Annotated in this window: 17 protein-coding genes; 7 read left to right on the top strand and 10 right to left on the bottom strand. The window is 56.3% G+C overall.

Going from position 1 to position 21,655, the window contains the following annotated elements:
• Positions 1 to 3: 3 nt before the first annotated feature.
• Positions 4 to 1,575, bottom strand: coding sequence for an EAL domain-containing protein (locus WH277_RS03205; protein ID WP_133844310.1), 1,572 nt, complete (start codon positions 1,573 to 1,575; stop codon positions 4 to 6).
• Positions 1,576 to 1,623: 48 nt separating this feature from the next.
• On the opposite strand from WH277_RS03205, the gene WH277_RS03200 reads away from it, so the two are divergent.
• Both WH277_RS03200 and WH277_RS03195 read left to right on the top strand, forming a co-directional pair.
• Positions 1,624 to 1,845: a hypothetical protein gene (locus tag WH277_RS03200; protein WP_159337791.1), complete on the top strand. Its 222-nt coding sequence runs from the start codon at positions 1,624 to 1,626 to the stop codon at positions 1,843 to 1,845.
• 38 nt (positions 1,846 to 1,883) lie between these two features.
• Positions 1,884 to 2,213: a DHCW motif cupin fold protein gene (locus WH277_RS03195; RefSeq protein ID WP_133844306.1), complete on the top strand. Its 330-nt coding sequence runs from the start codon at positions 1,884 to 1,886 to the stop codon at positions 2,211 to 2,213.
• Positions 2,214 to 2,265: 52 nt separating this feature from the next.
• Here the strand turns inward: WH277_RS03195 and uxuA are convergent, their stop codons facing one another.
• Positions 2,266 to 3,453 carry a mannonate dehydratase gene (gene uxuA, locus WH277_RS03190; RefSeq protein WP_133844304.1) on the bottom strand — a complete coding sequence of 396 codons (1,188 nt, stop codon included), beginning with the start codon at positions 3,451 to 3,453 and terminating at the stop codon, positions 2,266 to 2,268.
• A 62-nt stretch (positions 3,454 to 3,515) separates the two neighbouring features.
• Positions 3,516 to 4,805, bottom strand: coding sequence for an MFS transporter (locus tag WH277_RS03185; RefSeq protein WP_133844301.1), 1,290 nt, complete (start codon positions 4,803 to 4,805; stop codon positions 3,516 to 3,518).
• A gap of 261 nt (positions 4,806 to 5,066) precedes the next feature.
• Between WH277_RS03185 and WH277_RS03180 the strand changes: the two genes are divergently transcribed.
• Positions 5,067 to 5,753, top strand: coding sequence for a FadR/GntR family transcriptional regulator (locus WH277_RS03180; protein ID WP_212815782.1), 687 nt, complete (start codon positions 5,067 to 5,069; stop codon positions 5,751 to 5,753).
• A 63-nt stretch (positions 5,754 to 5,816) separates the two neighbouring features.
• Here WH277_RS03180 and WH277_RS03175 read toward each other — a convergent pair whose 3' ends face one another.
• The 4 genes from WH277_RS03175 to WH277_RS03160 form a co-directional block, all read right to left on the bottom strand.
• Positions 5,817 to 6,854 (bottom strand): AI-2E family transporter, encoded by a 1,038-nt coding sequence (locus WH277_RS03175; protein WP_133844297.1) that lies wholly within the window; start codon positions 6,852 to 6,854, stop codon positions 5,817 to 5,819.
• A 320-nt stretch (positions 6,855 to 7,174) separates the two neighbouring features.
• Positions 7,175 to 8,830, bottom strand: a complete 1,656-nt coding sequence (locus tag WH277_RS03170) for an ABC transporter permease (protein ID WP_339504317.1) — start codon at positions 8,828 to 8,830, stop codon at positions 7,175 to 7,177.
• 44 nt (positions 8,831 to 8,874) lie between these two features.
• Positions 8,875 to 9,849 (bottom strand): ABC transporter substrate-binding protein, encoded by a 975-nt coding sequence (locus tag WH277_RS03165; RefSeq protein WP_133844292.1) that lies wholly within the window; start codon positions 9,847 to 9,849, stop codon positions 8,875 to 8,877.
• Positions 9,846 to 10,550 carry an ABC transporter ATP-binding protein gene (locus WH277_RS03160; RefSeq protein ID WP_133844289.1) on the bottom strand — a complete coding sequence of 235 codons (705 nt, stop codon included), beginning with the start codon at positions 10,548 to 10,550 and terminating at the stop codon, positions 9,846 to 9,848. Before WH277_RS03160 ends, WH277_RS03165 begins: the two co-directional genes overlap by 4 nt.
• 151 nt (positions 10,551 to 10,701) lie before the next feature.
• On the opposite strand from WH277_RS03160, the gene WH277_RS03155 reads away from it, so the two are divergent.
• A complete protein-coding gene (locus WH277_RS03155; protein WP_133844287.1) occupies positions 10,702 to 11,910 on the top strand; it encodes an MFS transporter in 1,209 nt (402 codons plus the stop codon).
• Positions 11,911 to 12,029: 119 nt separating this feature from the next.
• On the opposite strand, the gene WH277_RS03150 is transcribed toward WH277_RS03155, so the two are convergent.
• Positions 12,030 to 12,845, bottom strand: coding sequence for a TIM barrel protein (locus WH277_RS03150; RefSeq protein WP_133844285.1), 816 nt, complete (start codon positions 12,843 to 12,845; stop codon positions 12,030 to 12,032).
• Between the two features lie 573 nt (positions 12,846 to 13,418).
• Between WH277_RS03150 and WH277_RS03145 the strand changes: the two genes are divergently transcribed.
• Together WH277_RS03145 and iolB are read left to right on the top strand one after the other, a co-directional pair.
• A complete protein-coding gene (locus WH277_RS03145; protein ID WP_133844282.1) occupies positions 13,419 to 14,924 on the top strand; it encodes a CoA-acylating methylmalonate-semialdehyde dehydrogenase in 1,506 nt (501 codons plus the stop codon).
• 47 nt (positions 14,925 to 14,971) lie between these two features.
• Positions 14,972 to 15,793: a 5-deoxy-glucuronate isomerase gene (gene iolB, locus WH277_RS03140; RefSeq protein ID WP_133844279.1), complete on the top strand. Its 822-nt coding sequence runs from the start codon at positions 14,972 to 14,974 to the stop codon at positions 15,791 to 15,793.
• A 155-nt stretch (positions 15,794 to 15,948) separates the two neighbouring features.
• Here iolB and WH277_RS03135 read toward each other — a convergent pair whose 3' ends face one another.
• Positions 15,949 to 16,803, bottom strand: coding sequence for a MurR/RpiR family transcriptional regulator (locus tag WH277_RS03135; protein ID WP_159337799.1), 855 nt, complete (start codon positions 16,801 to 16,803; stop codon positions 15,949 to 15,951).
• Between the two features lie 243 nt (positions 16,804 to 17,046).
• Positions 17,047 to 18,969, bottom strand: coding sequence for a bifunctional 5-dehydro-2-deoxygluconokinase/5-dehydro-2-deoxyphosphogluconate aldolase (locus WH277_RS03130; RefSeq protein ID WP_167864246.1), 1,923 nt, complete (start codon positions 18,967 to 18,969; stop codon positions 17,047 to 17,049).
• A gap of 597 nt (positions 18,970 to 19,566) precedes the next feature.
• Here WH277_RS03130 and iolD point away from each other — a divergent pair.
• Complete coding sequence (gene iolD, locus WH277_RS03125) at positions 19,567 to 21,507, top strand: 3D-(3,5/4)-trihydroxycyclohexane-1,2-dione acylhydrolase (decyclizing) (protein WP_159337803.1); 1,941 nt, start codon at positions 19,567 to 19,569, stop codon at positions 21,505 to 21,507.
• Positions 21,508 to 21,655 lie beyond the last annotated feature (148 nt).

Genomic DNA, 21,655 nt, shown 5'->3' with positions numbered 1-21,655 from the left:
GACTCAGGGCTTGCTGCCATTGATATCGCGCTGCGCAATCCACTGCATCAGTTCCTCATTGCCCATCGGACGGGCATAGTAATAACCCTGAATGTACTCAACGCCGCGATTTTTCAGATATTCCAGCTGCATGTTACTTTCCACACCTTCTGCCACCACCTTCATCGCCAGCTTCTGCGCCAGCAGGATAATGGCATCCAGCACCGGCGTTTCGCCCTCAATCGATTCAATGGCGTTGACGAACCCCTTATCGATTTTCAGATAGTCGATCGGGAACGTTTGCAGATAGGTCAGTGAACAGTGCCCGGTACCGAAATCGTCGATAGCCACCTTCATCCCCTCACGACGCAGCTCCGACAGTTTTTTCCCGACCTCAATACCATCACGGATCAGGCTGCGTTCCGTCAGTTCCAGCGTAATGCAGGCGTTCAGATGGGCAATTTCGCGAGAGAAATGGCGCATATCGCTCACAAAGTCCGGGTGTTGCAGGTGTTCGGCAGCGAGGTTGATGCCCAGATTAAAACCGGGTGGAACCTGCCAGTCGGCACAGTCTTTGGCGACCAGCGTCAGCAGATGGCGGGTCAGCGGGATGATCATTCCTTCGTCTTCCGCGGCCGCGATAAAGATATCCGGGCGCACCCAGCTTCCGTCGGGGCGCTGCCAGCGCAGCAGCGATTCAGCCCCGGATAACTGCCCGGTCAGCTGGTTATAAACTGGCTGGTAATTCACCGTGAACTCATCATGGACAATGCCCCGGTGGATTTCGTCACGGAAGGAAGCCTTACGATTCAACCATTTATTGGTGATGACGACAAACAGCAGTGAAAGAATGATCGCCATCGGCAAGAAGGTGAACATTATCTGCCGCCAGCTTTGCAGTGCTTCAGCACGGGGGGCGGTGATGTTGATGGTAATCGGGTAACGGCTGGACTGGCTGGTATAGCTACTGGTGCCCAGAACACCCTGATAGATATACAAGGGTTTACCGCTGGAAATGCGGTAGCCACCGCCAAACTGCATGGTGATATGGTAGCCACGCTTAAGGCCGACGGCAGTCATAAAGTCGATCAGGTACTGACCATCAATGACAGCATAGGTGCCAAAGGTGGGGTCGGTTTCACGTATAAACACCACCGCAGGCCGATCTTTCACACCAAAGGTTCCCGCAACGGACCATGACCATGACGGCGCGCTTCCGACCGGGAGCGCGCCTCGTACCATTGTTTCCAGGGTTCCCCGGGTGGTGCCAAAAGCGGAGGAGCAATAGATTTCGTTACCGCGGGTGAGACCTACGGAACGGAAGTAGGGGTAGAGCGTGCCGAACTGCTGGAGCTGCAGACGAATATCCGAGCACTCACGGGGACGGAACTGCTGCAAGAGGTCGGTCATCTTCCACGCAAGATCGCTGACATTATCGGCCTGAGCAAGTAGCATAGAGGCCGTGAGTGTTTGCTGGTGGATCACCGTTTTACGGGCTTCAATAAAGGCAAAAATAAGACAGAGTACCAGTGGCAACAGCCCGGTAAGAGTCAGCCAGATATACTTTTTCTTCTTCGGCTTTGCGAGAGCTTGCAAGCGGTTCCCCTGTTAGCTGCCTGAATGGATCGCAGCGGCGGTAGATGATTGAAAAATGCCTTTTACTACCCGGTGGTTATCGGCGCACCGGGGCAATCACTAAATAAGTCCTTTTTGCTTGCGCTTATGCCTGATGTGACAGGCACACTGTGCATCAGCGTTATTATTATGCAAAAAGCGGTTGAATTCACCATCACTCATACTGAAATCTTTACCACTTCTCTTTCTTTTCCACCCGAACGGCTGGGCTTGCGGCGCGTATCCTTCTGACGTAGTTTATTTTTTTCACTACTCACGGAAGCCTGATAATGAAGATGAACGATATCCCTTTTGGCACCACGGACTGGTCAACGCTGACAGCAACGGAACATCCGGGAGAAACCGGTACGGCCTGGTGGCGGACTCAGCAGTTTGGTGAGGTTCGGGTGAGAAGGGTGGATTATACCGCCGGGTATCTGGCGGATCACTGGTGCAGCAAGGGGCATATTCTGCTGTGTCTGTCCGGTGAGCTACACACTGAGCTGGATGATGGCCGCGTGTTTACCCTGACGGCGGGGATGAGCTATCAGGTGGCGGATAATGCGGAAGCGCACCGTTCGTGGACCGACAGCGGTGCGCAGCTGTTTATTGTTGACTGATATGTCTGCTTCACACGGCAGGTGCCTTGTTTGCACCTGCCTGAGATCGATATTATTCCGCGTTGAAGAAAATCTGTTTTAACGCTAACTCTACGCCGCGGATCTCCGCCAGCCCCTTCAGGCGACCAATCGCGGAATAACCCGGATTGGTTTTTTTATGCAGATCATCCAGCATCTGGTGTCCGTGGTCCGGGCGCAGCGGAATGGCGCGCTGGTTGCCCGCATGGCGGCGCTTCTGCTCCTCGGCCAGAATCACCTTAATCACGCCGACCATATCAACATCTCCCGCCAGGTGGGCGGCTTCGTGGAAGCTGTTCGGGTTCGCTTCGCGCTTCGTAGAACGCAGATGGGCAAAGTGAATTCGGTCGGCAAAGGTTTCCGCCATTTTTACCAGGTCGTTGTCGGCGCGTACGCCGTAAGAGCCGGTACAGAAGGTGAAACCGTTATGTACGCTGTCGACGGTCTCTTTCAGCCACTGCATATCGTCGATAGTGGACACAATGCGCGGCAGGCCGAGTATCGGACGCGGTGGATCGTCCGGGTGTACCGCCAGCACAATCCCGGCTTCTTTCGCCACCGGCACGATGGCACGCAAAAATTCGGCCATATGTTCACGCAACTGCGCTTTGTCGATGCCATCGTATTGGGATAACTGCGCCTGGAACTGTTCCAGCGTGTAACCCTCTTCTGCGCCCGGCAGCCCGGCGATAATGTTGCGCGTCAGGGTATCGATCGCTTCCTGGCTCATGGCGGCAAAACAGGCGGCGGCTTCGCGCTGTTCTTGCGCGTCATAATCCTGCTGCGCACCGGGGCGTTGCAGGATATGCAGCTCAAAGGCGGCAAAGGCAATATGGTCAAAGCGCAACGCTTTTGCCCCGTCCGGTAACGTCCAGCCGAGATCGGTACGCGTCCAGTCCAGCACCGGCATAAAGTTGTAGCACACGGTGTCGATGCCGCAGGCACCGAGATTGCGCAGTGATTGCTGATAGTTGGCGATGTACTTTTTGTAGTCGCCGCGCTGGGTTTTAATCGACTCGTGGATCGGCACACTTTCAACCACCGACCAGACCAGGCCTTTCTCTGCCAGCAGAGCCTGACGGGCTTTGATCTCTTCCACCGGCCACACCTCGCCGTTAGCGATATGGTGCAGAGCGGTCACGATGCCCGTCGCACCCGCCTGGCGAGCATCATCCAGCGAAACCGGATCGTTAGGGCCGTACCAGCGCCATGTATGTTCCATACGTTCTCCTTTCGGGACTATCTGCCTGCGATAACGCCCCTGATGTTGAATGATTTAGCTAATTAATCCGCAATCGGATCTTTCACGATAAAGAAATAAGCCAGTGCGCCTGCGAAGGTCACGCAGGAGCAGATCACCAGCGCCATATTGAACGAACCGGTGGTATCGACTACCCAGCCGGTGACAATCGGGGCGAATGAGGCACAGATAAAGCTACCGAAGTTTTGAATACTGCTGACCGAGGCCACCATGCGTGACGGTGCCATGACCTGTACCAGCCCCCAGGCGGACGTCCCGGCAAAATGCACAAAGAACAGCGCCAGACTGATAAAACCGACGGCCATGGCGGTTGAGGTGGATTGCACCACTAACAGGGTACAGGCAGCGGAACAGACCAGGCCCAGGCAGATGAGCGCCTTGCGGGTTTTCGCCAGCGCATAGCCACGGCGTGCCAGACGGTCAGCAACGGTGCCATTCACCAGCATCCCTATCGAACCAAACAGAAAGGGAATGGCGGCGACCCAGCCAGTGCTGGTCAGGCTCAGACCGCGCTCGGCCTGTAAATAACCCGGCAGCCACGAGAGATACAGCCAGCCGGTGTAGTTCACGCCGCTGAAGCCGAGGATCATTCCCCATACGGTGCGCTTCTTAAACAACGCGCCCCACTCTTTCAGCGATACGCGGGTTTTCTGTGACGGCATGGAGCCTTGATCGAGGTACTGCTGCTCCTCCGGCGTCAGGGCAAAACGGTCGCGGTTGCGATACCAGGCATACCAGCAGAGAGCAATCGCCACCCCGGCCACACCGATAATCACAAACATCATGCGCCAGCCGAAGGCCAGCATCAGCGCCACGAGGATCGGCGGGGCGAACGCCTGACCAAAGGTAGTGGAGGAGTTAAAGATCCCCATCGGCAGGCCACGTTCACGAGCATTAAACCAGTCGTTGACGACTTTAACGCCGCTCGGCATAAACGGCGCTTCGCCTATCCCCAGACCAATACGCAGCATAATGAAGTGGCTGAAACTGTTGACTGCACCAGCCATCGCCTGCATCACCGACCAGAACAGCAGGCCGCCGCCCAGCACGATACGCGGGCCGAAGCGGTCCAGCAGCAGGCCGCTGGGCAACTGGGAAATACCGTAAGAGAGAGAAAATGCCGAGAGCAGCACGCCAAACTCGGTGGCCGACAGGCCAAGATCGTTGCGGATCGCGGCATTAGCGATCGATAACGATCCGCGATCGAGGAAGTTAATGATCCCGGCGAGGAACAGCAGCGTCAGCGAAACGGTCTGTATCCGTTTGAGGCGGCTGGATTTTTGTAAGGGTGATTCAAAGGCTGAAACCGTCATCGGTGTTCCTTGTACGGCTCAACGGCCGTTTTCTTATCAGAAAGTCACAGGTTACATTGTCTGGCCCAGTGGTCAGGCCGCTGGACCAGAGCATAAATGCGAAGGGCCTGTGGGTTCCGTGATCGCGATCGCAGCATGAGCATTTTTCCCAATACGGGATCAGGTGGTGATGCCGGATACACCGTAGGGGCGGGGCATGCCTCGCCCGGCTGTGGGGCCTTGTGATAAGCTCTGCCATCATCTTTGCCGCCTGGAACGGGTATGGAATTACCAACACTGAAAGTCGAACGCCTTTACCGGCAGATTTCTAACCTGCTGATTGGCTGCATTAAAAAGGGACAGTTTCCCGCCGGTGCCATTTTGCCGCCGGAGCGTGAGTTAGCGAAGCAGCTGGGCGTCAGTCGTTCGTCGATTCGTGAGGCCCTGATTGCTCTGGAGATTACCGGCTGGGTGGAAATTCGCACCGGCAATGGCGTTTACGTGATGAATCCGCTGCCGCAAAGCGAAGATACACTGGTTGAAGAGGAGTTCAGCCTGAAGGCGCTGATCCAGGCTCGTCAAGTCTATGAAGCGATGACGGCTGAACTGGCGGCGCGCAACGGCAGTGACGATCAGCGTGCCGAATTGCAGGAGATCACCCAGGACCTCATCCAGTTACACGTTAATGATGAGAAATTCCTGCGGGAAGATAAGCGTTTCCATTTGCTGATCGCCGAGATGACCGGGAATGAAGTGCTGCGCGATATGATGGAATATCTGTGGAATAAACGTAAAAGCTCGCGCTTTGTGCGGCTGGAGAGCCACTACGCGGAGAGCGATTTCCCGCGTGAGATGAACCAGGATCATGAAGACATTGCCCGTGCCATCATCGCCCGGGATGCCGTTCAGGCACGGGCCTGCATGGAACGCCATTTACAGCATGTGTATGACCGATTGTTTATCGAATAACACGGATTGGCATATCGGCCAGTAGGGTTTTTGTAGGGGTCGGGCATGCCCGACCCGTGAGGATTAAATTGATTTGCGCCCATTCCCCAACAGGATCGCCAGCTTGCCGCCGCCGGGGGTGGTTTCCATCAGAATTTTACAGACGCTGGTCAGTGGGACAGAGAGTAGCATTCCCACCGGGCCGAGCAGCCAGCCCCAGAATATCAGCGACAAGAACACCACCAGACTCGACAGCCCCAGCCCGCGTCCCATCACTCTGGGTTCCAGCAGATTGCCCAGCAGCATATGAATGGCGATAAACAGTGCCGCGACCAGCCCGGCTTCCAGCGGCGTGTTCAGCAACAGCGCCTGCAACACGGGGGGAATACCGGCAATCACGGGCCCGATATTCGGCACAAAGTTCAGCACGAAAGCGACCACACCCCACAGCAGCGCGAACTTCACCCCCAGGGCCAGCAGCGCCAGCCAGACCAGCACACCCGTTGCCAGACTGATCAGCGTTTTCAGTGCCAGATAGTGGGTGACCCCCTTCAGCGCCTTATGCATGCCGGCAATACGGATCTGCGGATTGACCAGCGCGTAACGTAGCTTGTACGGCAGATGATGAACCTCAAACAGCATAAAAATCACCGTCATCATCACCAGAACGATCTGCGCCATTGCCCCGGAAAACTGCCCCAGCATGGTGGTGGCGACATCCATCACTGCATTCGGGTCCAGCCGCTGTGCCAGCGACTCAGGGGAAATCATGATATGAAAACGGGCGGCAACGTGTTGCACCAGGGCCAGTTTTTGCTCCGCCTGCGCCTGAAGCTGTGGGTAGACTTCGCCAAACTCCTGCAATGACCCGGCAATCATGGCGATCAGCAGCGCCAGCCCAATCAGCACCACCACCACGACCAGGCTGATAGCAACACCACGGCGCATTTTTCGCCGCATCAGCCAGCTCACCAGCGGGTTCAGCACGATGGCGAAAAACAGCGCCATCAGGAACGGCACCACGATCTCTGCCGACAGCTTGATGCCGCCCAGAATTACCACCAGCGTAGCCAGTTTTAGCAAAATATTTTGCCCGATCTTCTCCTGCGGCAATGACTTCATTGCGTCTCCGTTTTGACAATATGCGCAGCAAGTGTAGCGGCTCTGGCGCGACAGCCATTCACTTTAGGAATGGTCGTGTTTTTCCGTTGGTAACGGGCGAGGCATGCCTCGCCCCTACGGCAATGAAGTTTTGTCGGGGTCGGGCACGCCCGACCCGGTGACAATGGAAAGGTATGCAGGTGTTGGGTCGGGGTCGGGCACGCGGGTGTTTTGTAGGGGTCGGGCACGCCCGACCCGGTGACAATGGAAAGGTATGCAGGTGTTGGGTCGGGGTCGGGCACGCGGGTGTTTCGTAGGGGTCGGGCACGCCCGACCCGGATTTATCCGCGCTCGCGTCGTTGCAGGATCGCCAACGCAGTGAGCATCAACGCCAGCCCGGTGCCCATCGCAATGCTGGCCATCGCCATTCCCTGACCCACGGAACCCTGCTCGAACTGACGCCAGATAAAGACCGATACTGTCTGGGTGCCCGCCGGGGCCAGCAGCAGCGACGTCACCAGCTCGCGCGAGGCGATGGCAAACACCATCAGCATTGCGGCCAGCAGGCTGGGGAACACCAGCGGCAGCACGATATGGCGCAATGCTGCCCAGGCGCTGGCGCCGTGCACACGCGCTGCCGGCTCCAGGTTGCTGCCCAGTTGTTTGAGCGCGCTGCTGACATAGCGCACCGGCCAGGGCAGCAGCAGGCAACAGTAGGAGAGCAACAGGATCGGCCAGCTGTTATAGGGTGTCAGCGGCCAGAACGGCTGATTCCATAGCAGGATCAGCCCAACGCCGACCACCACGCCCGGCAGCGCGGCCGGGAGCAGAGACAACGCATCGATCAGCGCAGCACCGCGAATACGCCGTACCACCACCAGCCAGGCCGCCAGAAACCCTAACAACCCGGTGATCACTGCCGCGCCGAGCGCCAGGCCGAGGCTGGTGGAGAGCGCCGTCAGGGCATCACCCTGTAGCGCAAACAGCGCCGCGAAATGGCGTAGCGTCAGATTGCTGAGATGCATCCCGCCGGATAGCGTGGAAAGCAGTGACGTCAGCAGCATGGAGCTCATCGGGAGCACCACCATCAGTAACGCCATCAGGCAAAACAGCAGCAGCACCGGTGCGCGCCAGGCACCGAGCGAAATGCCGCTGTTCTGCGCGGGCTTGCCGTTAATACTGGTGACATCTTTGTTGCCGACCAGCTTCTTCTGCAAAGCGAACGCCGCCAGCGCCACCATCACCAGCAGCATGGAGAGCAGCGACGATCCCGGCAGGTCGATCGGCCAGTCTGCCAGGCGCTCCTCAATACCAACGGTCAACATCACAACCCCCGCACGTGAACCGAGCGCGGCGGGAACGCCATACTCCTCAATCGCCAGAGTAAAGGCCAGCAGGATGCCGGCGGCCAGCGCAGGCAGCAGCATGGGTAGGGTAATGTGCCAGAAAGCCCGCCATGCGCTGGCGCCATGTACCCGTGCCACGATGGCCAGCTGCTGTCCGCTCGCCAGCAGACTGCGCGACACGGCAAAGTAGACCACCGGGAAAATATTCAGCGTCATCACCAGCGTAATGCCGCCCTGACTGAACAGTAGATCGTTGAGATCGAGACCGATCGCCTGATACAGATAGCCGTTATGTTGCAGCGCCAGCATCCAGCTGAGGGCAGAAATATAGGGTGGAGTCAGGAACGGGATCAGCAGCAGTAGATCCCAGACACGCGCCAGCGGCAAATGAAACAGCCCGCGCAGCGTGCCGAGAGGAATGCCTACCAGCGCGCTGAGCAACGCTACGCTCAGGCCGGTTTTCAGCGTACCGCTGAGTAGCGCGGGCAACTGCGGATCGGCCAGCAGCGTCGTGATCGGGGTAAAGGCACCGGCCAGCGATCCCTGTGCCAGCGCGGGAAACAGCGCCTGTAGCAGAATAAACAACAGCGGCAGGGCGACCAGAATAAGCAGCAGCGCCACGGTCAGCAGCGGAAGTAAACGAGAGGTCATTGTGGGTTCCTGCGGGGCGACGCAGAGGCGCCGCCCGGGGAGAATTAAGGATGGCTGAACAGTGTGCCAAAGCGTTGCAGGACGGAGCCACGGTCGGCGTTACCACCGCTTTGGGCTGGCAGAATGTTCAGGTCACTGAGCAGTGGGCGTTTTGCGCCGACGTCAGAACGTGCGGGCATTAACCAGGCATCGGCCACTTTCTGTTGCCCCTCTTCCGACAGCACATAGTCGATAAAGGCTTTGGCATCCGCCGCGTGCTGCGTACTTTTCAGGATCATCATCGGACGTGGTGCCACCACCGTACCGCTGGCCGGGAAGATCACTTTGATCGCTTCACCCTCCTGAATGCTGTTATAGGAAACGTAATCCACTGCGCCAAAGACGGCGGCTTTTGCGCCCTGTAACACCGGGGTCAGCGCCTGAGCGTTAGGCCCGGCAATCACCATCCCGTTCATCTTCAACTGACTGAACAGCTGCCAGGCCCGGTCGCCCATGCTGTTTTGCAGGCCGATAAGCAGGTCAAGCGAGGCACCGGAGAGCGAGGGATCGGGGGTGGTTACGCGGTCTTTAAAGGCTGCACTGGTCAGGTCGTTCCACTCTTTCGGCTCCGGGGTGCCGCTTTTGGTATTCCAGACAATCCCCAGCGCTGAAATGCCCTGGGCCACATACGCATCGGTTTTGAACGCGGCGGGCACCTTTTCGGCATTCGGGCTTTGATAGGGCAGCAGCCACTCACGCTTCTCAAGCTCTTCGGCCGTATCCCAGGAGGCGGAGATCAGGATGTCGGCCTGAGGATTCGCCTGTTCGGCCTCCAGTCGTGCCATGACCTTGCCGGTGGTGGCCTGGAAAATATTGACCTTCACGCCGCTCTGTTTCTCAAAGCCCGCCGCGAGGCTTTTCGCCAGCGATCCCGGCCCGGCGGTGTAAACCGTCAGCGCCTGTGCATCATTCATTATCATGCCGGAAGATAACAGCATCGCGAAAAGTGCTCCTTTTTTCATCGAGTTTAACAAGGTCATGCGAGTTCCCCAGAGAGTGACGTAACGGTTTGAAGTGCAGAAACAGACCCGGCAGACAGCCAGACGATACGGTCAGCCAGCATTTCGGCTTCGCTGCGATCGTGGGTGACATACACGGCGGTCGTACCGAGCTGGCGCAACAGACTGGCCATCTCGCGACACAGAGATTCACGTAAATCGCGATCAAGATTGGAGAGCGGTTCATCGAACAGCAGAATCTTCGGTTCCGCGATAATCGCCCGCGCCAGCGCTACGCGCTGCTGCTGCCCCCCGGAGAGATCGGCGGGTTTACGCCCGGCGAAATCCGCCAGACCAACGCGTTGCAGGGCGGCCATCACCCGCTCGTCGCGTTCGCGCGCAGCCACCCGGCGCATCAGCAGGGGAAAGGCAACGTTTTGCGCCACGCTCATATGCGGCCACAGGGCGTAATCCTGAAAAACCATACCGATATCGCGTTGTTCAGGGGGCAGGCAGTGGCCCGGGCTGGCAATCAGGCGTTCGCCAAATTGCAGCGTGCCCTGCTGCGGTTGCAGCAATCCAGCCAGCAGTTTCAGAAGGGTACTTTTGCCGCAGCCGGAGGGGCCAAGCAGGGCGACAATGCTACCCGCCTCGATATGAAGATCGAGATGGTTGAGCACCGTCTGCGTGCCGAAGGCATAGTGGATGCCTTCCAGCGTGACGGAAGTGGGGGAACAGGTCATCTTGTTATCCTCTTTGGGACTTTGTGCGGGGAAGTATAGGGAGGCTGTATGACGGATTTATGGCGGAAGAAAGACGCCAGCGCTAGCTACCGGTTCTGCTATTTCGCGTATAGTGGCATTTCATCCATTTTTCCCTGCGAGCAGGATTTTCATGTCTGAGCAGCCCGTCGGAGCCATATCGCTAAGTGGCTTTCGCTTAAATCTGCGTATTTTCTCCGTAGTGATGTTCAATTTCGCCAGCTATATGACCATCGGTTTACCGCTGGCTGTGCTGCCTGGCTATGTCCACGATGTGATGGGCTACAGCGCCTTCTGGGCGGGGCTGGTGATCAGCCTGCAATACTTCACCACGCTGTTGAGTCGTCCCCATGCCGGGCGCTATGCCGACCTGTGGGGCCCGAAAAAAGTGGTGATTGTTGGCCTGTGCGGCTGCTTTATCAGCGGGATTTGCTACCTGCTGGCGGCGTTGAACAGTGGGCTGCCGTTGCTGAGCCTGCTGCTGCTGTGTGCAGGCCGGCTGATACTTGGCGTTGGACAGAGCTTTGCCGGGACCGGCTCAACCTTGTGGGGGGTTGGGGTGGTGGGATCGCTGCATATTGGCCGGGTGATCTCCTGGAACGGGATTTTCACCTACGGGGCGATGGCGATTGGCGCACCGCTTGGTGTGGCTATTTATCACTGGGGCGGCCTGATGCTGCTGGCAGGGATTATCACGGCGATTGCGCTGGTGGGTATTCTTCTGGCGTTACCACGAGCCCCGGTGAAAAGCAATAAAGGCAAGCCACTGCCATTCCGCGCTGTGCTCGGCCGCATCTGGAGTTTTGGCCTGCTGCTGGCAATGGGATCGGTGGGTTTTGGCGTTATTGCGACCTTTATCACGCTGTTTTATCAGGATAAAGGGTGGGATGGCGCGGCCTTTGCGCTGACGTTGTTCAGCGTGGCCTTTGTATGTACCCGGCTACTGTTCCCCAATGCCATTGCCCGCCACGGCGGGCTGAATGTGGCGCTGGTCTGTTTTGCGGTGGAAGCCATCGGCCTGTTTATGGTCTGGGGGGCGTGGGATCCGTGGCTGGCACGTGTCGGTGCGTTGCTGACCGGAGCCGGGTTCTCACTGGTGTTCCCGGCGATTGGCGTGGTGGCGGTAAAAGTGGTGCCGCCACAAAATCAGGGCAGTGCGCTGGCAACCTATACGGCGTTTATGGATCTGGCGCTGGGCATTACCGGACCGCTGGCAGGCCTGGTGATGAGCTACGCGGGTGTGCCGATTATCTATCTGCTGAGTGGGCTGCTGGTTTGTCTGGCGATGGTGGCCACGTTGCGGCTTAAAAAAGCGACCCCCGAAGGGGTCGTTGTCAAATGACACAGATAAGATGAAGATATTTGCCGCCTGTCGGGTCGGGCATGCCCGACCCCTACGACAGCGTGGAATCCCGTAGGGCCGAGGCATGCCTCGCCCGCTGTCAATGCGACTCCCGTTGATTAATTCTGCAACAATGCAATGCTCTGGCGGATCTCACGTTCGATATCCGCCGCACTCCAGTTATCCATTACTGAAGCAAATGGCTCGAAGGCGTAAACACCTGTGTAGCCCCGTTCTTCAAGGCGCTGCACCTGCCAGACGCTTTTCAGCAGGTCATCCTCACTCAGCATCAGACGCTCTTCATCAGTCAGCTCGTTCACCGGGCGGCCATCGATGACACCAGACAGATGCACCAGGCCAATCTGGTTCACATCAATGCCGTTGGCAAAGTCCTGCTCAGCGCCTTCATACAGATGGTGGTGGAAGGTATCCAGCACCATTTTGAACGGCACCCCCGCCTGTTGAATCAACTGCTGTGCCTGGCCTGCGGAGCGCAGTGAACTCACCGGGAAGCCCAGTGGCTCAACCAGGCCTTCCACGCCGTAGCGCGCAAACAACGGGGCCAGCGTGCTCAGTGCCTTCTGCGTGTCTTCGGCTGAAATTTTTGTGCCGTCATTAAGTGGGCACATGACCAGCGCTTTCGCCCCAATGCCCTGTGCGTCTTTCAGCAGACTTTCGGCACGGGCCAGCAGGTCATCACTGATCTGGTTAAACGGATACAGTGCGTTGATGGTGACAATGTCCAGGCCATACTTTTCTGCCAGATCGCGAACCTGCTGGTGGCTCAGGTTGTCTGTGACGCTGCCGCCTTTCATATCGTTACGCAGTTCAACTTTATGCAGGCCCAGCTTTTGCACTAGTTGGAAAAATGCCTCGATGCTGAGGGCAGGTGCAATTTTACGGTTAATACAAAAACGGGTTGGATCGATAGCCATCGTGTGGCTCCTGTTGAGTAGGGTAGGAAGGTAAAAAGTTCATCCCTGTCATGCGTTCAAGCGGCATGGCAAGGGTTGCCTTTCTGCCACCCGACACGTCAGGGCGTACCGCCAGCCATTTTTGTTAACGCCGAGGCTGGTCGGTGGTCATGCACAGGCCATAAGAGAACATTTATTTCATATATAGTGAATAATGAAATTTAAATTTTTAGATCCGTCTCGCAAAATTTCACTCAACACCGGATAAAACCAGCATAAATACAGAGTAATCCTGGCGTTTTAGTGGGGCCAAACGTGGCGTTATGTGACCGTTGTCCTGAAACGACTGCTCCGCGCACCGCCTGAGCTGAGGGCTTTTTTTACCCGTGTCCATTCCCGGGGTGAAATGGCCGGGGCTCTACCCCTGAAAAATGCGATCCAGGCCGCTAAAAACGAATTTTCTAAAGTGAAATATTTGAAAAATTTATTTCAATATTATACTGTCTCAACACGAATCAAGGTTTTGCCCGGCAAGGCAGCGGTATGACGTCAGACTGCCTGCGAGGGAAACTCATACTTCAAAGAGGCCAGCACATGACTATCGTAGGAAACTTTATTGGCGGTAAAACTTCTTTCAGCGCCAGCAACGAAACCATTCCGATTTACGATCCGGCAACCGGTAAGCCGGTGCGCGAACTGACGCAGAGCACCAGTGATGAAGTCGCCAATGCGATTGCCGTTGCACACGAAGCATTCGATAGCTGGTCACGTACTTCTCCACTGCGCCGCGCCCGTATTCTGTTTAACTTTAAAGCACTGATGGAAGAGCATCGTGATGAGCTGGCCGAGTTGATCGTCAGTGAGCACGGTAAAGTCTGGTCAGATGCGCTGGGTGAACTGACCCGTGGTCTGGAAGTGGTGGAGTTTGCCTGCGGTATCCCGCACCTGATCAAAGGTGAGAACTCTGCTGATGTTGGTACTGGCGTTGACAGTTACTCGCTGATGCAGCCACTGGGCGTTGTGGCCGGTATCACCCCGTTCAACTTCCCGGCGATGGTGCCACTGTGGATGTTCCCGATTGCGCTGGCTTGCGGTAATACCTTCGTGCTGAAGCCACCGGCACTTGACCCGTCAGCGTCCGTACGTATGGCTGAACTGCTGACCGAAGCCGGCCTGCCGGATGGCGTGTTCAACGTGATCCACAGCTCGAACGAAAATGCTGAGCAGTTGTACAAAGATCCACGCGTTCAGGCGGTGAGCTTCGTCGGTTCATCCGGTGTGGCCGAGCACATCTACACCACCGCCAGCGCCCATGGTAAACGTGTGCAGGCCTTCGGCGCAGCGAAAAACCACGCTATCGTGATGCCGGATGCCGATCTGGATGCGACGGTCAATGCCATCATGGGCGGCGCGTTCGGCTCCGCCGGTGAACGCTGCATGGCACTGCCGGTTGTGGTTGCTGTGGGCGACGACACCGCAGACAAACTGATTGCTGCACTGACTCCGCTGGTGAAAGCCCTGCGCGTTGGCCCTGGCATTCACAAAGGCAAAGACGAAAACGAAATGGGGCCGGTTGTTTCTGCTGCGCACCAGAAGAAAGTGCTGGGCTACATCGACAAAGGTGAAGCAGAAGGCGCGAAACTGGTGGTTGATGGTCGTGGTATTCAGGTGGAAGGCAATCCTGATGGCTACTACGTTGGCGGTACGCTGTTCGATAACGTCACCACGGATATGGTGATCTGGCGTGAAGAGATCTTCGGACCCGTACTGAGCATCGTGCGTGCGCCTGACTACAAAACGGCACTTGACCTGGTGAACAGCCACGAATTCGGTAACGGCAGCGCCATCTTCACCAGCAATGGTCATACCGGTCGCGACTTCGTACGTGAAGTGCAGGCGGGCATGGTTGGCGTTAACGTACCGGTTCCGGTACCCATGGCCTTCCACAGCTTCGGCGGCTGGAAACGCTCCGTGTTTGGGGCACTGAATGTGCACGGGCCGGACGGTGTGCGCTTCTACACCCGCATGAAAACGGCCACCGTACGCTGGCCGAGCGGTCAGAAAACCGTATCTGAGTTCAGCATGCCTACGCTGGGATAATTAAATATGGGCGAGGTGCGCCTCGCCCCTGTGAACAGAGAGGCTGTATGTCATTGCTATCCAAAGTAAAACAGCCGGATGCGCAGGGCCGTATCCAGCACGTCACCCCGGAAAGCGCTGGCTGGCGCTATGTTGGTTTTGATGCATATCAGTTGAAGAAGGGCCAGACGCTGACGCTTGAGAGCGGCAGCAAAGAGCTGTGCCTGGTGCTGGTTGCAGGGCTTGCCTCCGTGAAAACCCGTCAGGCTGAGTTCCCGAACATCGGCAAACGTATGTCACCGTTTGAACGCACTCCCCCTTACTCTGTGTATGTTCCGCACAACGAACAGGTTGTCGTGGTGGCAGAGTCTGACCTTGAGCTGGCGGTGTGCAGTGCACCGGCGACGGAAGGCAAACTGCCTGCACGTCTGATCGCGCCTGAAGATGTCGGTGTTGAGCAGCGTGGTAAAGGGAATAACAAACGCCTGGTACACAACATTCTGCCTGACGATAAGCCAGCGGACAGCTTGCTGGTGGTGGAAGTGTATACCGACGAAGGGAATACCAGTTCGTACCCAAGCCATAAACACGATCAGGAAGATTCACCTGATGAAACCTACCTGGAAGAGACGTATTACCATCGTTTCAACCCGGATCGCGGTTTCGCGATGCAGCGTGTTTATACCGACGACCGTTCGCTGGATGTCTGTATGGCGCCTTACAATCAGGATGTGGTTACCGTTCCGCGTGGTTATCATCCGATGTCGACCGTTGCAGGTTATGACAACTATTACCTGAACGTGATGGCCGGGCCGGTGCGTCTGTGGAAATTTACCTGGGAGAAAGATCATGCCTGGGTGAACAGCGATGAGTATCCCCGCAAAGGATAATCCCGCATGGACGATCGTTGCGGGGTCAGGCATGCCTGCCCCCTACGAAACCGTCATTGACGTAGGGGCGGGGCATGGCTCGCCCGATGGCGCAATAAAAGGTTGATGTTAAAACGAGCGATAAAACGGGTGGCCCTCACAGGCTACCCGTTTTTTTATGGGCGGGGTTTATTCGGGTCGACGTTGGTCAGTGCCAGCGACACGGCCAGCGTCTGGGCCAGGCACAGCGAGGCGACCTGGGAACGGAAACCATCCACCTGCGCTTCACGCACCACAAAACAGACATCACTGAAGGCGGCGAGTGGGCTGACCTGGCTGTCAGTAATCGCGATCTGATGTGCGCCACGTTTTGCACCCAGCTCCACCAGCTCAACGGCTTCGCGTGCATACGGTGAGTAACTGATGGCAATCACCACGTCTTTCGGGTTCACCATGCTCAGCTGCTCGGCAAACATACCGCCCAGGCCGTCGATCAGAAACGCGCGGCGCTCCAGATGACGCAGAGCGTAAGTCAGATAGGACGCCACGCTGAATGAACGGCGTAAACCGATAACGTAAATGTTGTCAGCCTCATCCAGCATCTTCACCGCTTTTTCCAGCTGCTCAGGATTGACCTGCATCGCCAACTGTTGCAGCGCCTGCGAGTTGACCATGGTGAACACATTGAGGATTTCAGCCGGGCTTTCCGGGGCGCTGGCCGTTTCATCGGTGGCGGTCTGGCGGAACAAACGTGCGCGTTCGGTGTAGTTGACCGTCTCTTCCATCAGATGCTGGCGGAACACCTGCTTCATTTCATTGAAACCACTAAACCCAAAGGCATTTGAGAAGCGGATAAGCGTAGAGGGTGGGACATCAGCCTGCTGAGCGATAGAGGCAACGGTATCAAAGGCGATGCTGTTGCTGTTATCAAGAATATAGCGAGCCACCTGCTTCAGGCGTTTACTGAGAGTGTCGTAGCGGCGACGGATATCGTCCTGCAACAGAGAAAGTTGGGTCGGATTATTAGTCATTAACGGCTCGCAAAAAGTAAAATAGTGTTCTTCTGTGCGTTATTCTACCAGATGAACAAAAAATTTCACTTGATGACGAAAGCAGCGGCTTCTATTTCATCAGGGTTGGGAATCAGTTCACAAAATCGTAACCTTCTGCGTGCGCCGCGCAAAATAATAAATTCGTTTCAAAAAAAAAGGGTGACCCTATACCAGGTCACCCTTATGGCCGTACCGTACATATACGGACGGCTGTACGGCGTTTTATTTCGCCGGACGCGCCTCACGCCAGTAGCCGATCAGCGTCAGGTAGTTACTTTTTACCTTCTCAATCAGTGCGGCATCATCCAGCTCACCCTGCAACCACTGACGTGATGGCTGGCCGAAGATGGTGCGACCCACGGCAAAGCCTTTCACCCACGGTGATTTCGCGGCGGCAGCAAAGCCTGCTTTCAGTTCAGCTTCCGGTGCATCCAGGCCCAGCAGCAGAATGCCACGGCAGTGTGGATCGTGCTTTTCAATCAGCGCGCTGATGGCTTCCCAGCTGGCGTGTGACAGCGGAGGCAGCTTCCACCAGTCAGGCTGAATGCCCAGGCTGTAGAAATGGGTGAGGATCTCCAGATAATATTTCTCATCTTTATCCGGGTTGCTCTCCGGCAGGATCACTTCCAGCAGCAGCTCATGACCAGACTTGTTACAGCCGTTCCACACATCGAGGATCAGCGCATCCTGTTCCTGACGCATCTCTGCGCTGTCTTTCGGATGATAGAAAGTCAGACATTTGACCACGTGCTCCTGCGGCCAGTCGATCAGCTGGGAACCGATGTTGCCGTGTTCCAGACGCAGCGGACGTGAGCTGGGTAATTCGATAGGGCGACCAATCCACCAGCCTTTACCGGTGATGGCATTTAGCGCGGGCTGACCATAAGTGGTGTCTGCCAGGATACCGCAGCGGCCATCGTCCAGACCGGCTTCTTTCGCCGCAGCCTGCGCGCCCTGTAACAGCAGCAGCTTCAGGTCGGGAATACGTGCATCACTGACGCCCGCTTCTGCTGCCATATCGGCAAGCTGTTTACGGTGGTCAAAGGCAAAAATGTTCAGTTCGTTCCACTGCTGCTTACGGGTGGTCACGCGGTGCAGGTGGTTGAGGCGGCTGTCGAGATCCGGACGTTTCACGTCTTTGTCACGGCTCAGGAAGTCGTCCAGCTCTTCTTTAGTCGGCATGGCCGGGGCGCAGCCGTGGCGGGAAACAACCAGCGCGCCGCAGGCATTCGCGTAACGGCAGGCCTGCTCCCAGCTTTCATCGTTGAGCCAGCCGCGCAGCAGGCCAGACATAAAGGCATCGCCTGCACCGAGTACGTTCAGCACGTCAACGCGCACGCCGGTTTGCAGTTTGGTCTGTTCCCAGCTGTCCGGGATTTCGCCTTCAAAGACCACACAACCCAGCGGGCCACGTTTGCACACCAGCGTGGCTTTTGTTGCTTTACGCACATTTTTTAGCGCAGTCAGGCTGTCGGTGCTGCCACCCGCAATGTGGAACTCTTCTTCTGTTCCCACCACCAGATCGAAATAGTGCAGCACTTCCTGCAATTGCTGCGTGACACGCTCGGATTCCACAAAGCGGGTTTCGCCATCGCCCAGTGAGGTCAGGCCCCACAGAACCGGACGGTAGTCGATGTCCAGTGCGGTACGCAGACCATGACGACGTGCAATATCCAGCGCTTTCAGCACGGCGGCGCGGGTATCAGGATGTGACAGGTGCGTACCGGTTACGGCAACGGCACGCGATGAGGCGATGTAATCTTCCTGGATATCATCCGGGACCAGGCCCATATCGGCGCAGTTATCGCGGTAGAACACCAGCGGGAAGGTTTCCTGATCTTTGATCCCGAGGATCACCAGGCCGGTCAGGCGGGTTTTATCCGTAATCAGGCTCTGGGTATCACAGCCCACGCGTTGTAACTCTTCGCGCAGGAAGCGGCCCATGTGTTCATCACCGACACGTGCCAGCATGGCAGATTTCAGACCCTGAATCGCTGTGCCATAAGCAACATTGCCAGAGGAGCCACCAAGATACTTTGCAAAGGAGGTCTCATCTTCAAGGCGCGCACCGATTTGCTGGCCATAAAGGTCGACAGCGATGCGCCCGATACAAATCACATCGAGCGGCTTCTGTTGTGTACTCATACCTGTTGTTTCCTCTGTTTTTTACCCTGCCTCCTTGCCGTTTAACTGCCACGTCAATGATTGTGGGTAGTGCCGATGCTGTTGAGCGTTTCCAGCAGATCGGAGCCATCAGCCCGATCACATCCGGATCTAACATGTAGCGAAGTATGAGGAATAAAAATTCCAAATTCAATATGAAATGAAATTATTGCCCCAAAAGTGTGAGGTGGTTAAAACTCTTGCATCGTGGATTTCGCTACCCGATGGGGCAGTGGCGTTTCGCGGCATTACAGAGATGTGAGCGGCCTCTCAACTTTCTTAACGTGCATCAGGGAACATATTGAAGTGAAACGATTTTTCTCTTTTTGGAGTAAAGGTATTGTTATCGTTTCATTTACCCGATGTAAATCACCCCATTTACCCCCGTTGCACCGCAGAATTTGATCTCACTCGCAAAATGAAATGTTTCTTCTGTAATTGTGTTTAGTGAAAAAAATATTTGTTTATAATCGGCTCACGTTTCACTTATAGCTGTCGCCGTTTTGATCCCAAGGCGACCACAAATGCGAACCTCGGTGGACCTTATGATGTGGCCACCGATACTGAAAGGAAGAGCAAATGGGCAAGATCAGATTAACCACAGCACAGGCTCTGGTCAGATTCCTGGACAACCAGTATCTGTCGGTAGACGGCGTTGAAACCAAATTTGTTAAAGGTATTTTCGCTATCTTCGGCCACGGTAACGTACTGGGCTTAGGCCAGGCGCTGGAACAGGATAGCGGCGATCTGGTGGTCTACCAGGGTCGTAATGAGCAGGGCATGGCGCATGCGGCCATCGGTTTTGCCAAACAGAAACTGCGCCGCGAAATTATCGCCTGTACCTCATCCGTCGGTCCGGGTGCCGCGAACATGGTGACAGCCGCCGCGACCGCGACCGCCAACCGTATTCCTTTGCTGCTGCTGCCTGGTGATGTGTTTGCCACCCGCCAGCCGGACCCGGTTCTGCAACAGATTGAGCAAAGTCACGATCTGAGCATCAGCACCAATGATGCTTTCCGCGCCGTCAGCAAATACTGGGACCGCGTCAGCCGTCCGGAGCAGCTGATGACCGCCTGTATTAATGCCATGCGTGTGTTGACCGATCCGGCCGACACGGGTGCGGTCACGATTTCACTGCCGCAGGATGTGCAGGGTGAAGCCTATGACTTCCCTGACTACTTCTTCCAGAAACGCGTCCACCGTCTGGAGCGTCGCCTGCCCACCGAAGGCCAGCTGGCTGATGCAATCGCACTGATTGCCGGTAAGAAAAAACCGATGATCATCTGTGGCGGCGGGGTGAAATACTCCGGCGCGGGTGATGCACTGCGCGCCTTTGCTGAACGCTACAACATTCCCTTCGCTGAAACCCAGGCGGGCAAAGGCACCATCGTTTCTGACCATCCGCTGAACGTTGGCGGTGTGGGCGAAACAGGCTGCCTGGCGGCTAACCTGCTGGCAAAAGAAGCGGACCTGGTGATTGGTATCGGTACACGTTACACCGACTTCACTACCGCCTCGAAATGGATTTTCCAGAATCCGGACGTCAGCTACGTCAACATTAACGTCAGCAACTTTGATGCCTACAAGCTGGATGCTGTTCAGGTGGTGGCTGATGCGCAGGAAGCCCTGACCGCACTCGACAGCCGTCTGGCGGCAACCGGCTTCAGCAATGGCTGGGGCGAAAAAGTCTCACAGGCGCAGAGCAAACTGCTGAAAGAAACCCAGCGTGTTTATTCTTCCGTCTACAGCGGCACCGACTATGTGCCGGAAATTGATGATCATATGGATCGCGAAGCGGTATGGGCTGAGTTTAACCGTCTGACTGGCTCCTTCCTGACTCAGAGCAGCGTACTGGGTACGCTCAATGAGCGCCTCCCAAAGGATTCAGTGATTGTCGCGGCAGCGGGCAGTCTGCCGGGCGACCTGCAACGTATGTGGCGCACCAAAGATTACAACAGCTATCACGTCGAGTATGGCTATTCCTGTATGGGCTACGAGGTCAGCGCTTCACTGGGCGTTAAGCTGGCCGAACCGCACCGTGAGGTCTTCACGATGGTGGGTGATGGCTCCTTTATGATGCTGCACTCCGAGCTGGTGACCTCGATCCAGGAAGGCGCGAAGATCAACGTGATCCTGCTGGATAACATGACTAACGGTTGTATTAACAACCTGCAGATGGAGCACGGTATGGATAGCTTCACTACCGAGTTCCGTTTCCGTAATGCCGACGGCGGCAAACTGAACGGCGGCTTTGTGCCGGTCGACTTCGCCGCTATCGCCGGTGGCTACGGCTGTAAAACCTATCGCGTCACCACCCTTGAGCAGTTGCAGGCGGCGCTGATTGATGCGCAGAAACAGACGGTATCAACGCTGATTGATATTAAAGTTCTGCCAAAAACCATGATCCACAAATACTTCAGCTGGTGGCGCGTAGGCGGTGCCCAGGTGTCCACATCAGAGCGCGTAGACGCCGTGGCCCAGATGCTGAACGAACATATCGACCAGGCGCGTGAATATTAATTATACCCTTCATTCTTCACGCTGCAGGTGCGTTGGCTGCGCCTGTTCACCCCAGTCACATAGTTATCTATGCTCCTGGGGATTCGCAGGCTTGCCGCCTTCCTGCAGCGAGAATTATTTTGGGTATAAACATTTGTTGTTTATTTAA

Source organism: Erwinia sp. MYb416 (assembly GCF_037479575.1).
Lineage (GTDB): Bacteria > Pseudomonadota > Gammaproteobacteria > Enterobacterales > Enterobacteriaceae > Erwinia > Erwinia rhapontici.
The sequence above is the reverse complement of the archived record's forward strand: the minus strand, read 5'-3'. Positions and strand labels throughout refer to the sequence as shown.